The following is a 12,663-nucleotide window of genomic DNA, read 5'->3' as shown; positions in this document are numbered from 1 at the left end:
AAAAGAGAGTTAAGTTTTAAACTTAACTCTCAATATTTTAATAAGTAAGATTACTTAGTAATTTCTGCAACAACTCCAGAAGCTACTGTTCTTCCTCCCTCTCTGATCGCGAATCTTAATCCTGGCTCCATTGCGATTGGGTGGATTAACTCTACTGTCATCTCAATGTTATCTCCTGGCATTACCATTTCTACTCCCTCAGGTAAGTTGATTGCTCCAGTTATATCTGTAGTTCTGAAGTAGAACTGTGGTCTGTATCCTGAGAAGAATGGAGTATGTCTTCCTCCCTCTTCCTTAGTTAATACGTATACCTCTGATTTGAATCCTGTATGTGGTAATATTGATCCTGGCTTACATAATACTTGTCCTCTTTCAACATCCTCTTTCTTGATTCCTCTTAATAATGCTCCGATGTTATCTCCTGCTTGACCTTGATCTAACAGCTTTCTGAACATCTCTACTCCTGTACAAGTTGATTTTGTAGTATCTTTGATTCCTACTATTTCAATCTCTTCTCCAACTTTTACAATTCCTCTTTCTACTCTTCCAGTTACAACTGTTCCTCTTCCTGTAATTGTGAATACATCCTCAATTGGCATTAGGAATGGTTGGTCTACTGCTCTTGCAGGTGTTGGAATGTAAGAATCTACAGCGTCCATTAGAGCTTTGATTTGGTTAACCCATTTCTCTTCTCCGTTCATTGCTCCTAAAGATGATCCCATTATTACTGGTAAATCGTCTCCTGGGAATCCGTACTCTGTTAATAACTCTCTTACTTCCATTTCAACTAACTCTAATAACTCTTCGTCGTCTACCATGTCAGCTTTGTTTAAGTATACTACGATGTATGGAACTCCAACCTGTCTTGATAATAGGATGTGCTCTCTTGTTTGTGGCATTGGACCATCTGCTGCTGATACAACTAAGATAGCTCCGTCCATTTGTGCTGCTCCAGTGATCATGTTCTTTACGTAATCCGCGTGACCTGGACAGTCAACGTGTGCGTAGTGTCTCTCTACTGTTTCGTACTCGATGTGAGCTGTATTGATTGTGATTCCTCTTTCTCTCTCTTCTGGTGCAGCGTCGATATTAGCGAAATCTACTTTCTTAGCTAGTCCCATATCTGATAATACTTTTGATATTGCTGCTGTTGTTGTTGTTTTTCCGTGGTCAACGTGTCCGATTGTTCCAATGTTAACGTGCGGTTTGCTTCTTTCAAATTTTTCTTTAGCCATTTGAAATTTCCTCCTGTTTTTCTTTATATTTATTTTTTCTTTTCTTTTACAAAAAAAATCCGCTTAAAAAAAAATCCACACATATCCTTCAAACTGTTTCAGGTTAGTGTAGTATAAGTGGTGGTGAGAGAAGGATTCGAACCTTCGAAGGCAGAGCCGTCAGATTTACAGTCTGATCCCTTTGGCCGCTCGGGAACCTCACCATATCTTATTTAATTTTAATGGTACCCCGTAGGGGAATCGAACCCCTGTTTATAGAGTGAAAATCTATTGTCCTTACCACTGAACGAACGGGGCGTTCATGGTGCCGCTTATCGGAGTCGAACCAATCACCTACTGATTACAAGTCAGTTGCTCTACCAGATGAGCTAAAGCGGCATCCCTTCAGACATTTATAATTATACCCTATCATATAAAAAATGTCAACATTTTTTTTAAAAAAAAGAAGTAGAATAATTCTCTACTTCTAGTCTTATATATTTTTTATTTTTTTAATTGAGCTAGTAATTCTCTATATTGTTTTATCATAACTTTTGTCATTGATTTTTTTATAAGCTGATACCATTTAAATTGTACAGTTTCCATTCCTCTAACTGCGTCTGCTACCATTTTTGTTAAGAACTCTTGCTCTTCATAAGATAATTTTAATTCCATTTTATCTTTTGAATCTGCCACTGATTTCACATAGTCTAAAAACTGACCAACATTTTGCATTCCACTATTTACTGCAAACTGCTTTTTTATCTCTTCTATAAATTTAGATAAAAACTTTTTTGTTCCTTTATCTAAAGATACTGAGTATTTTCTCTTACCTTTACCAATTTTTTGAATTGAATTCATCATACCCATCATCGATGACATAGCATTCATTTGCATAGGATTCATGTTATTTGCGTTTACCTTTTGTGCCTTCATTTTTTCCTCCAAAATTTTATATTTTTCCAATAACTTTCTCTATTGTTTCTTTTTTTATAGCTCCCTCTCTAAGAATTTTTGGAAGCGTTTTTGTTAAATCTAATATCGTTGACTCTATACCTAAAGGAGATTTCCCTCCATCAACTATAACTTCTACTCTTTCTTTAAACTTTTCGCTTAACTCTTCAAAACTTCTAGGCGTCTTTTCTCCTGAAATATTAGCACTTGTTGTCGGTAAAATTCCACCAACACTTTCAATTATATCTTGAGCTAACTTTAAAGCTGGTATTCTTACTCCCACTGTTTCTCCATTAGAAACCATTATACCCGGAACATTTTCTTTCTTATTTAAAATAATTGTCAAAGCGCCAGGCCAAAATTCACTTGCTAACTTTTCTATAATTATTTTTTTTTCCTCATCTATAATTGCAATTTTTTCAATGTATTCTACTTTGCTAAGAAGTGCTATCAATGGAGAGTTAAAGTTTCTCTCTTTTGCCTCATAAATTTTTTGTAGGCCTTTTAGCGAGTCGATACTTGCACCTACTCCATATACTGTATCTGTAGGATAAATTATTATTCCATTATTATTTAATTCATTTTTTATAACTTCTAAATCAATATTGTTTTCTTTAAACACAATTCTTTTCATAATTAATCCTTTTCCTCATCTTTATCTATATAAATAATTCTAACATATTAAAAAAAAAAAAGCTAGTAGAATACTAGCTTTTCTATGTGCTTTTACTTTTCAAATAACTCAGATACTGACTCGTTATTTACAATTCTTCTAACAGCTTCTGCAAGAATTTCATCAACAGAAACTACTTTTATTTTATCAATCTTTTTAGATTCTGGTAATGCTATTGAATCTGTTATTATTACTTCTTTTAAACAAGAAGCTTGTAATCTCTCAATAGCTGGGTCTGAAAATACTCCATGTGTACAACATGCATAAGCTTCAATAGCTCCTCTTGCCATAATAGCTTCTGCTCCATTTGTAATTGTTCCAGCAGTATCAATCATATCATCTATAAATATTGCGATTTTCCCTTCAACTTCTCCAATTAAGTTCATAACTTCTGACATATTTGGTTTTGGTCTTCTTTTATCAATAATTGCTATTTTACAATCTAACCACTCAGCTAATTTTCTAGCTCTTTTTACTCCACCAATATCTGGTGATACAACAACAACTTTGTCTCCTGACATTCCTCTACCTATAAATGACTTTGCTAATAACGGTAAAGCTTGCATGTGATCCACTGGAATATCAAAGAATCCTTGAATCTGATCAGCATGTAAATCCATAGTTACAATTCTTGTAGCTCCTGCTGTTGTTAATAAATTTGCCACTAATTTCGATGTGATTGGCTCTCTTGGTCTTGATTTTCTATCTTGTCTAGCATATCCATAATAAGGAATAATAACGTTTATTGATTTTGCTGAAGCTCTCTTTAATGCATCAATAAATATTAATAACTCCATTATGTTTTCATTTACAGGCTCAGATGTAGATTGAACAATAAATATATCTCTACCTCTTACTGTCTCTCCCACACAAACATAAACCTCTCCATCTTTAAATCTAACAATTTCAACATCTCCTACTGAAGTCCCATATTTCTCAGCTATTTTTTTAGCTAACTCCATATTTGATGTTCCGGCAAAAATTTTTACCCCAGGTCTTTCCATTTTTTCTATTTCCTCCAATCAAATTTTATAACTTGTTTACTTCTTGATACTGCCAACGCATTTTCAGGTACATCCTTAGTTATTACTGACCCCGCTCCTACTAATGCATTTTCTCCTATAGTAATAGGAGCCACCAACATCGTATCACTTCCTATAAAAGCATTTTTTCCAATTGTGGTTTTGAATTTATTTTTACCATCATAATTACAAGTTATTGTTCCTGCACCTATGTTAGTTTTTTCTCCTACTGTAGCATCTCCTAAATATGTTAAATGCCCTGCTTTAACACCTTTTTCTAATACTGATTTTTTCACTTCTACAAAGTTTCCTATGTGAACTTCTTCTTTCAAATGTGATTTAGGTCTTAAATGTGCAAATGGACCTATTGTTACTTTACATTCAACAATACTGTCCTCTAATACAGAGCTTTCTATTCTTACTTCATCACCTATTTGGCAATCAATAACTCTTGTATTTCCTAAAATTTCACAATTTTTTCCAATCTTAGTGCTACCTTGTAGTAGAACACCTGGATATACAACTGTATCTTGTCCAATTTCTACACTTTCTTCTATATAGGTATTATTTTTATCAATGAAAATAACACCATTTTCCATGTGAGCTATATTTATTCTATCTCTCATTATTGAATTAGCTTTTTCCAATTCAATTTTAGAGTTTATTCCTAATATTTCATCATTATCTTCTAATAAAAAAGCTTCAACTTTCTTGTTATCTTTAACATTTATTCCAATAACATCTGTTAAATAGTATTCACCTTTTTCATTTTTATTATCAATTCTTTTTAATGCTGACAATAACTCTTTAGCTTCAAAGCAATAAACACCTGCATTTACCTCTTTTATAGCTTTTATTTCATCTGTTGCTTCTTTTTCTTCAACAATCCCTACAACTCTTCCATCTTCTTTTACAATTCTTCCATATCCAAATGGATTTTCATAAATAGAAGTTAATATTGTTGTTGTAGCTTTAGAGTTTTTATGGTAGTCATATAACTTCTTTAAAGTTTCCTCTCTCAATAAAGGAGTGTCTCCACATAATATCATCACTGTTCCCTCAAAATTTTCAAGCTTATCTTTTGCCTGAATAACAGCGTGTCCAGTCCCTAATTGCTCTTCTTGAACTACATATTCAATATTTGGAAGTACTTTCAATACCTCTTCTTTTTTATGTCCTAATATTAATATATTTTCAGTTGAACCAATTTTACTACATGTATCTACAATTTTTTGTACCATCGGCACTCCACAAACTTTATGTAAAACTTTTGGCAGCTCTGATTTCATTCTTGTTCCTTTTCCAGCTGCTAAAATTAGTGTCTTTAAACTCATCATACCCTCCATTTTATTCAACTTTTACATTGTACCATAAGATTTAACATTTTTGCAAAATAATTTAATTATAATTTTATTGAAGTTTTTCGTAAGCTTCATTTATCTCTTTAAACTTTTTTTCGTGCATCTCTCTTATTTCAGGTTCAGCATTTGCATATCTATCTGGATGATGCTTTTTAGCTAATTCTCTATATGCTTTTTTTAATTCTTCAGGAGTTACACCCTCTTGAACTCCTAAGATTTTATAATATTTACTTTTATCTTCAAAAGTCCCAAATGGATTATTTTGATAACCACCTTGATAGTTTCCTCCATATTGATTACCTTGGTTTCTAAACATATCTTCAAAATCTTTTTGAGTATATGTTTTATAGTAAAAGTTTCCTCTTCTTGGATTTTTTTTATTCATAAAATATCTAATAACTAAAAATATTAGAATAATTGGAAAAAACTGTACTACTATAAATCCAAAAAAAGAAATTAGTAACATTATAAAAAAAAGTGCTGGTAAAGCTGCTATAGCTCTATTCATACCAAATAGTAGCGCTATTATTAAAAAAATAGCTACCGTTAAAACTAATGCTATTGATATCATTATTTTCTCCTTGATTCTTAACTGTATTATAAAATAAGGGAATAGATTTTCTATCCCCTATTTTGAACTAACCTAAATTTTTTCTCTTAAATATTTAATTTTTTCTTTTATATCCTTATCTCTTGGATCGATTTCATAAGCTGCTATATATTCATTTAAAGCTTTTTTATATCTTCCCAAAAATTCATACTCTTTAGCAAAATCTAAATGAGCACTGTATATATCTAAATCCAAAAATATAGCAAAATCATAACTATTTATTGCTTCTACTATTTTCCCTGCTCTCGAGTAGGCATTTCCTAATAAAAAGTAAACAAACGCATCACCAGGTTTGTTATCTAAAAACATATTAAAATATTTTATACTTTTAGTATAGTTACCTAATTCGTAGTTTAAGTATCCCAAAAATCCTATCGTATCACTATCTTTTTTTCCTAAAGCTCTAAGTTTTTCATAAATTTCTAGAGCACCTTCACAGTCTCTTTTATAAAAAAGAATTGTCCCTAATTTTTTTAAATTATCAATATCATTTGCTTTTGTTAAAAGTTCAAATCTTATCTCTTGCTCTTGACTTAATAAATCTTCTTTACTTACGTCTATTCTCTTTAGTATTTTTTTTCTTAGCATTTTAATCCCCCTTAGGTTTTTTAAAACTACTCTCCTAAAAATTATATCATATTTTTTCTTTTTATTTAAGATTTTTTAAAATAAAAAAAAAGAGCCGAAGCTCTTTTAAATTATAATTATAATGCTGCTTTTGCAGTTTCTGCTAATTTAGCGAACTCAGCTGCATTGTTTAAAGCGATATCTGCTAAAACTTTTCTATCTAACTCGATTCCTGCTCTCTTTAATCCGTTCATTAAAGTTGAGTAAGTTAATCCGTTGATTCTTGCAGCAGCGTTGATTCTGATGATCCATAATTGTCTCATCTTTCTCTTTCTAACTTTTCTATCTCTTGTAGAGAAAGCTTCTGCTCTCATTACAGCTTGCTTAGCTTGCTTGAATACGTCACCTGACGCACCTCTAAATCCTTTAGCAGCTTTTAAAACTTTTTTATGTCTTCTTCTTCTAACTATTCCAGTCTTAACTCTCATTTACTTCTCCTCCTATAATTGGTCCTTTAACAATAATATTCCTAAGAATTATTATCTTCCTACTCCGTATGGTAATAATCCTTTTAAGTGCTTCTCTAATGTTGAAGTGATTACTGTATCCTTCTTTAATCTGTTCTTTCTTTTTCTTGTTTTCTTTGTTAAGATATGGCTCTTTCCTGGCTTTTTAACAACAAATTTCCCTGTTCCAGTAACTTTAATTCTCTTTTTAGCACCTCTATGAGTTTTCATCTTTGGCATTGTAATGTTCCTCCTCTCAAATCTTCACTATTTTTTTGGCGATAAGATTAAATACTTTTGCTTATCATTATATTTTTTATCAACATCTGCGATTTCTACAAATCTATCAGATATCTGATCTAGCATTCCTATTCCTTGATCAGCGTACATTCTTTCTCTTCCATACTGAACAAGAGTTATTTTTACTTTGTTATCTTTTTCTAAAAACTTTTTAACTTGAGCTATTTTTGTATCCATATCATGCTGATCTATTCTAGCTCTAAATTTTACCTCTTTAACAATAACTTGCTTTTGGTTCTTTTTAGCATCTTTAGCTTTTCTAGTCTGCTCATATTTGTACTTTCCATAATCCATTATTTTACATACTGGTGGCGTAGCATTTGGTGATATCTCAACTAAATCTAATTCCTTTTGTACAGCAATTTCTAATGCTTCCATTGCTGACATTATTCCTAATTGCTCTCCAGTTTCAGAGATAATTCTTAACTCTCTACCTCTTATCTTCTCATTAATTCTAACTTTGTCCGAAATAATAGACACCTCCTATTAACTATCAAATAAAAAAAACAGGACGTAAAATTCCTGTTTAACTCAAATAATTATTAGGGCTCGCCCTAAACAAAAATTTAATGTAACCTTTATGTAGGCCTTGCCCCATAAGGTGAGAAACAGGAAGTCTCTTCTTAATAAATCTTTTTCATTGTCTTTAATTATTATAACACGATCTTACAAAAAGTCAACTGAATTTTTTATTGATTTTATTGAGGTCCTCTTATAATTAGAGGACCTTTTAATTATATTACTCTTCGCTTGAAGAAACTCCATACTTTTCAATTAACTCTTTATTTTCATTTTTTTCTTTTTCTAATTGAACTTTTTTTATAGAAAGTTTTATTCTTTTCTTTTCAGAATCAATTTCAACAATTTCAGCTAAAACAACTTGTCCTAACTTAAATGTATCTTTTAAATTCTTTATAAAATCTCTAGAAGCTAATTGAGTTGGAATAAATCCATCTACTCCCTCTCCTAATTTCACAAACATTCCAAAATCTTGAATGTTCTTTATCTCTTTCTCTACTCTATCTCCAACTTTATAATTTTCTAAAGCTGTTTCCCAAGGACTTTTTGTTAAGTCTTTGATACTTCCTTTTATCTTTTGATCTTCTAAGTTTAATTCTACTACTTTAAACTCTACCTTATCTCCCTTAGAATATCTTTTGTTTCCTGACCACGCAAAGTCTGAGTTATGGATAAATCCATCTACTCCCTCTTCAACTTGCACAAATATTCCAAATGGTTTAACTTCTACAACTGTACCAGTTAAAATTGTTCCTACTGCAAACTTATTTTCAGCACCTTCCCATGGGTTAGAACTTAATTGTTTTATACCTAATTTTAATTTTCTCTCTTTAGGTGATAATTCTGTAATAACAACCTTAACTTCATCTCCAACTTTAACAAAGTTATTAACATTTACCTTTTTACTTGTCCAAGAGAAATCTGAACTATGAATTAATCCTTCAACTCCTGGTAATAACTCTACAAAAGCTCCATAATTTACTATTCTTGTTACTTTACCAGTTACTTCTTGACCTATGCTATTATTTTCAGCAACTATATCCCAAGGGTTTTTTGTTAAAGATTTTATAGATAATTTTACATTTCTTTTATCTCTTTCAATCTCTATAATTTTTGCTTCAATTACATCTCCTGCTTTGTATAACTTATGTAAATCTGAAGTTTTTTTCCAATCTACTTCTGAAATATGAATAAATCCTCTAGCTTCATCTAACTTTACTGTTAATCCAAAATCTAGTACTTCTAAAACAGTAGCTTTTACAACTTCATTCAATATTAATTTATCAATTGCTTCTAATTCTTTTGCAATAACAAGTTCTTTTCTCGATAAAAGAATTTTCTTTCCTTTTTTATCTTCTTTTATCTCTTTAATAGCAAGTTGTAATTCTTTTCCTATGAATGAATCTCCTTGATCTGCAGGAATTTCTGATAATGAGTTAGGTAAGAATCCTTGTTGATGATATACTTCAACAATATATCCACCTTTTACTCTTTTCATAACTTTTCCAGTTACAATTTCATGGTTTTGAAGTGCTTTTTCTAATTTTTCAGCTCCAATTTCCATATCGATTCTTTTTTTAGAACCAATTAAAACTAAAGAATCCTCCTCTTCAGCTTGAGATACTATTAGAACTTCAACTTCGTCTCCTACAGTATATCCTGTTAACTCTTCTGTTCTTACTCTTACAGCCTTTGGCTCTCCAGGTACTTCTAAATATGTAAAGTTTCTATCCATATTTACAATTGTTCCAGTCACTTTAGTTTTTATTTCTTCATCCTCTTTTACTGGCATGTACTCGTTTAATAATGCTTCAAAATCTTCGTAGTAATCAAAGTTAGACATTAAAGTTCCCCCTTATTTTATTTTCTATTTTTTTTATTATATCTTCTGGTGTTGATGCTCCAGCTGTTATACCTATTTTCATACTTTCAGAAAATATAGACATATCTAATTCTTCATCATTTTGAACTAAATAACTATTGGGATTCTCAGCTTTTGCTACTTCCAGAAGTTTTTTGCTATTTGAGCTTTTTAAATCACCAATCACGATTATTATATCGCAAATATTTGCTAACTTTTTAGTAGCTTCTTGTCTTTCGCTAGTCGCTCCACATATCCTATCAAATATCTGAGCATTTGAATAGTATTTTTCTAAATATTCTTTTATCTCTAAAAATTTACTTTTATTCAAAGTTGTCTGAGTTAGTACCGAATATCTTTTACTCCTATCTAAGGAACTTTCTTTTAATTCTTCTAAATTTTTTAAAACATTAACTTTTTTCCCAAAAGAAATAATCCCTTTTACCTCTGGGTGTTCTTTGTCTCCTATGAAAATTATTTCATCTCCAAGACTTTCTCTTTCAATTAATATCTCTTTTATTTTATCTACAAAAATACATGTTGCATCATGTATTTCCACTTCTTTTTTTTCTAATACATCTATAATTTGAGAAGTTGTCCCATGAGCTCTAATTACTATTGTATCCCCTTTTTTTAAAGGATCCGTTCCTTCTAATATATCTTTTTCATCAACTATTATAAAACCGATATTCTCCATCTCTTTCACAACATCTTTATTGTGAACTACCATTCCAAGAATATATTTTTTAGATATATTTTTTCTAGATATCTCATAACAAGTTTCAACAGCTTTTTTTACACCGAAACAAAATCCCATTTTTTCAGCTCTTATTATCTCCACTTTTTATTTTTACTCCTCATTAAATTTTTTCACTTCAATTAAATCAATTAAATCAGCTATCATCTCTTCTTCGTCTTCTCCGTCACACTCTAAAGTTAGTACTCTTCCTTGTTCTGCTGCAAGAAGCATCAATCCCATAATACTTTTTCCATTTATAACCTCATCATCAAATATTACATTTATATCTGAATCATATTTACTTGCTGTTTGTACAAATAACGATGATGGTCTTGCGTGTAATCCAGCCTTATTTTTAATAGTTACTTCCACTTTTTTCATTTTTAATTTCTCCCTTCAATTATTTCTAAATATTCATTTAGGATATTCTTTACCTCTTGAGAATCTTTAGATTTTAATAGTTTTATTTTAATTTCTTTCAACTCTGACAGCTCAATTTTTCGAATTAAATTTCTTACTTTTGGAATATATGCTGGTGCCATACTTAAATCTCTTATTCCTAAACTTAATAAAGCTATGACAGCTTGGTTTTCTCCAGCCATTTCTCCGCATACTGAAACTTTTTTATTTTTTCTAAGCCCTGCACTAGAAACCATATTTATTGCCCTTATAACTGCAGGATCATAGCAATCATAAAGCTTTTCAGCTATTGGACTATAACGATCTGTTGCAAGTATATATTGTGTTAAATCATTCGTTCCAATAGAAAAAAAGTCTACATAATCAGCAAAAATATCTGCTAACATAACATTTGATGGTACTTCTACCATCATTCCAACCTCTATATTTTCTTTAAATTCTTTTCCTTCAATTAAAAGTTCTTTTTTACACTCTTCTACTAAATCTTTAGCTTCAATTATTTCTTTTAAATTTGTTATCATTGGATACATCATCTTTATATTATGATGAGTTGCGGCTCTTAAAATTCCTTTAATTTGATTTTTAAAAAGATTCTTATCTGCTAAAGTTAGTCTCATCCCTCTACATCCTAACGATGGATTTTCTTCATCAACCATTTTATAATAAGATAGTTTTTTATCTGCTCCTATATCTAAAGTTCTTATAACTATAGGTTTATTTGGTTGACTCTCTTCAAACTCTCTTGCTATATTTTCATATATTTTTTTTTGCTTCTCCTCGTTTGGAAATTCTACTGCATCCATATATATAAGTTCTGTTCTCAACAATCCAATACCATCAGGTCTTTTTCGACTAACTTGAGTTATATCTAACCTACCACCTATATTCAAATGCAAATAAACTCTTTCTCCATCTAAAGTAACTGTTTCTTTATTAATAGATTCCTCTATCTCTTTCATTTTATTTCTATATCTATTTTTTTCTTCATCATATCTATTTAATGTTTTTATATCTGGATTAGTTACAACTTTACCTTCCATAGATGTTGTATCTAAAATTATTTTATCTCCCCAGTCTACAGAAAAAATATCATTTCCACCCATTAGTGTAGGTATCTCTAATGCTTTTGTTAGTATTGCAGTATGAGATGTCTCTCCCATATACTCCATTATTATTCCACTTAAATTTATTCCACTATAATAAATTTTTAAAAGCTCTGATGGTAATAATTCTCTGATTACCAAAATCTTACCATTTAAATTTGAATCTATATCATCTTCATGCGTTAGATTCATTATTATTCTTTCACTTATATCTTTTATATCTAATGCTCTTTGCTTGTAAATTGGATCTGCTATTTTTTCAAACATTTCTATATACTTATTAGAAACTTTCTTTACAACCGCTTCTGCATTATTTTCTTCTTTTTTTATTCCTTTTTTTATATCACTTATAAATTGAGGATCATCTAACATCATTATATGTACTGTTAAAATCTGCAAGTCTTCCTTATTTATTTTACCCTCTAAATTGCCTTTAATTTGTTTTATATCATTTTTAGCTTTTTGTACACTTTCTAAAAATCGTTCTATTTCCTCTTCAACCTTTTCAGAAGAAATTTTATAATTTTCAATATCTATCTTTTTTTTTCTTTCTATATAGGGTTGACCTATAACTATTCCTGGGAAAATACTTTTACCTACAATAACTCCCATTTTACTCACCCCTTGACCATTAATTGATATAAAAATTATACCGTATTTCTATTCATTTTTAAACTATTATTTAATTATAATTACTTTTAAAAAAAAAATTAAATTTTTTCAAAAAAAGTATTGACATTTATTTTTTTTTGTATTATATTAATTGCAAGATTAGCACTCCATCGAGTTGAGTGCTAATAAAAAGTTAAAAAAG

At 30.3% G+C, this 12,663-nt stretch carries 14 protein-coding genes and 3 tRNA genes; all 17 read right to left on the bottom strand.

The window, feature by feature from the left end; genetic code table 11:
- Window positions 1-50 precede the first annotated feature (50 nt).
- The 17 genes from tuf to ptsP all read right to left on the bottom strand — a co-directional run bounded on the left by tuf (window position 51) and on the right by ptsP (window position 12,461).
- A complete protein-coding gene (tuf, locus tag H5J23_RS03765; RefSeq protein ID WP_040406695.1) occupies window positions 51-1,235 on the bottom strand; it encodes an elongation factor Tu in 1,185 nt (394 codons plus the stop codon).
- Window positions 1,236-1,353: 118 nt separating this feature from the next.
- A tRNA-Tyr gene (locus H5J23_RS03760) sits at window positions 1,354-1,438 on the bottom strand.
- 19 nt (window positions 1,439-1,457) lie between these two features.
- A tRNA-Glu gene (locus H5J23_RS03755) sits at window positions 1,458-1,532 on the bottom strand.
- 5 nt (window positions 1,533-1,537) lie between these two features.
- Window positions 1,538-1,613, bottom strand: a tRNA-Thr gene (locus H5J23_RS03750).
- A gap of 105 nt (window positions 1,614-1,718) precedes the next feature.
- Window positions 1,719-2,150: a hypothetical protein gene (locus H5J23_RS03745; protein WP_040406845.1), complete on the bottom strand. Its 432-nt coding sequence runs from the start codon at window positions 2,148-2,150 to the stop codon at window positions 1,719-1,721.
- A 16-nt stretch (window positions 2,151-2,166) separates the two neighbouring features.
- Window positions 2,167-2,802: an L-threonylcarbamoyladenylate synthase gene (locus H5J23_RS03740; RefSeq protein WP_185891009.1), complete on the bottom strand. Its 636-nt coding sequence runs from the start codon at window positions 2,800-2,802 to the stop codon at window positions 2,167-2,169.
- 92 nt (window positions 2,803-2,894) lie between these two features.
- Entirely contained in the window at window positions 2,895-3,845 is a 951-nt protein-coding gene (locus H5J23_RS03735; protein WP_040406847.1) for a ribose-phosphate pyrophosphokinase, read from the bottom strand.
- Between the two features lie 5 nt (window positions 3,846-3,850).
- Entirely contained in the window at window positions 3,851-5,197 is a 1,347-nt protein-coding gene (gene glmU / locus H5J23_RS03730; RefSeq protein WP_040406849.1) for a bifunctional UDP-N-acetylglucosamine diphosphorylase/glucosamine-1-phosphate N-acetyltransferase GlmU, read from the bottom strand.
- A gap of 76 nt (window positions 5,198-5,273) precedes the next feature.
- A complete protein-coding gene (locus tag H5J23_RS14285) occupies window positions 5,274-5,795 on the bottom strand; it encodes a J domain-containing protein (RefSeq protein ID WP_023050244.1) in 522 nt (173 codons plus the stop codon).
- Window positions 5,796-5,867: 72 nt separating this feature from the next.
- A complete protein-coding gene (locus H5J23_RS03720) occupies window positions 5,868-6,422 on the bottom strand; it encodes a tetratricopeptide repeat protein (protein WP_023050245.1) in 555 nt (184 codons plus the stop codon).
- A gap of 116 nt (window positions 6,423-6,538) precedes the next feature.
- The gene (gene rplT, locus H5J23_RS03715; protein ID WP_023050246.1) at window positions 6,539-6,889 is read right to left on the bottom strand and encodes a 50S ribosomal protein L20; all 351 of its coding nucleotides are present in this window, start codon (window positions 6,887-6,889) and stop codon (window positions 6,539-6,541) included.
- A 51-nt stretch (window positions 6,890-6,940) separates the two neighbouring features.
- Complete coding sequence (gene rpmI / locus H5J23_RS03710; RefSeq protein WP_023050247.1) at window positions 6,941-7,147, bottom strand: 50S ribosomal protein L35; 207 nt, start codon at window positions 7,145-7,147, stop codon at window positions 6,941-6,943.
- Window positions 7,148-7,174: 27 nt separating this feature from the next.
- Window positions 7,175-7,687 (bottom strand): translation initiation factor IF-3, encoded by a 513-nt coding sequence (gene infC, locus H5J23_RS03705; protein ID WP_240218956.1) that lies wholly within the window; start codon window positions 7,685-7,687, stop codon window positions 7,175-7,177.
- Window positions 7,688-7,946: 259 nt separating this feature from the next.
- A complete protein-coding gene (locus H5J23_RS03700) occupies window positions 7,947-9,569 on the bottom strand; it encodes a S1 RNA-binding domain-containing protein (RefSeq protein WP_185891007.1) in 1,623 nt (540 codons plus the stop codon).
- Complete coding sequence (gene ispH / locus H5J23_RS03695) at window positions 9,562-10,428, bottom strand: 4-hydroxy-3-methylbut-2-enyl diphosphate reductase (RefSeq protein ID WP_023050250.1); 867 nt, start codon at window positions 10,426-10,428, stop codon at window positions 9,562-9,564. The genes H5J23_RS03700 and ispH overlap by 8 nt, the downstream gene beginning before the upstream one ends.
- A 9-nt stretch (window positions 10,429-10,437) precedes the next feature.
- The gene (locus tag H5J23_RS03690; RefSeq protein ID WP_023050251.1) at window positions 10,438-10,707 is read right to left on the bottom strand and encodes an HPr family phosphocarrier protein; all 270 of its coding nucleotides are present in this window, start codon (window positions 10,705-10,707) and stop codon (window positions 10,438-10,440) included.
- 2 nt (window positions 10,708-10,709) lie between these two features.
- On the bottom strand, window positions 10,710-12,461 hold the full coding sequence (gene ptsP / locus H5J23_RS03685) for a phosphoenolpyruvate--protein phosphotransferase (RefSeq protein WP_185891005.1): 1,752 nt from the start codon (window positions 12,459-12,461) through the stop codon (window positions 10,710-10,712).
- Window positions 12,462-12,663 lie beyond the last annotated feature (202 nt).

Source organism: Cetobacterium sp. 2G large (genome assembly GCF_014250655.1).
Lineage (GTDB): Bacteria > Fusobacteriota > Fusobacteriia > Fusobacteriales > Fusobacteriaceae > Cetobacterium_A > Cetobacterium_A somerae.
This window is presented reverse-complemented; position numbering and strand designations above follow the sequence as displayed.

Excerpts from the sequence above, each read along its gene's own strand:
- tuf (WP_040406695.1), bottom strand. The coding sequence starts at position 1,235 with ATGGCTAAAGAAAAATTTGAAAGAAGCAAACCGCACGTTAACATTGGA.
- H5J23_RS03745 (WP_040406845.1), bottom strand. The coding sequence starts at position 2,150 with ATGAAGGCACAAAAGGTAAACGCAAATAACATGAATCCTATGCAAATG.
- H5J23_RS03740 (WP_185891009.1), bottom strand. The coding sequence starts at position 2,802 with ATGAAAAGAATTGTGTTTAAAGAAAACAATATTGATTTAGAAGTTATA.
- H5J23_RS03735 (WP_040406847.1), bottom strand. The coding sequence starts at position 3,845 with ATGGAAAGACCTGGGGTAAAAATTTTTGCCGGAACATCAAATATGGAG.
- glmU (WP_040406849.1), bottom strand. The coding sequence starts at position 5,197 with ATGAGTTTAAAGACACTAATTTTAGCAGCTGGAAAAGGAACAAGAATG.
- H5J23_RS14285 (WP_023050244.1), bottom strand. The coding sequence starts at position 5,795 with ATGATATCAATAGCATTAGTTTTAACGGTAGCTATTTTTTTAATAATA.
- H5J23_RS03720 (WP_023050245.1), bottom strand. The coding sequence starts at position 6,422 with ATGCTAAGAAAAAAAATACTAAAGAGAATAGACGTAAGTAAAGAAGAT.
- rplT (WP_023050246.1), bottom strand. The coding sequence starts at position 6,889 with ATGAGAGTTAAGACTGGAATAGTTAGAAGAAGAAGACATAAAAAAGTT.
- rpmI (WP_023050247.1), bottom strand. The coding sequence starts at position 7,147 with ATGCCAAAGATGAAAACTCATAGAGGTGCTAAAAAGAGAATTAAAGTT.
- H5J23_RS03700 (WP_185891007.1), bottom strand. The coding sequence starts at position 9,569 with ATGTCTAACTTTGATTACTACGAAGATTTTGAAGCATTATTAAACGAG.
- H5J23_RS03690 (WP_023050251.1), bottom strand. The coding sequence starts at position 10,707 with ATGAAAAAAGTGGAAGTAACTATTAAAAATAAGGCTGGATTACACGCA.
- ptsP (WP_185891005.1), bottom strand. The coding sequence starts at position 12,461 with ATGGGAGTTATTGTAGGTAAAAGTATTTTCCCAGGAATAGTTATAGGT.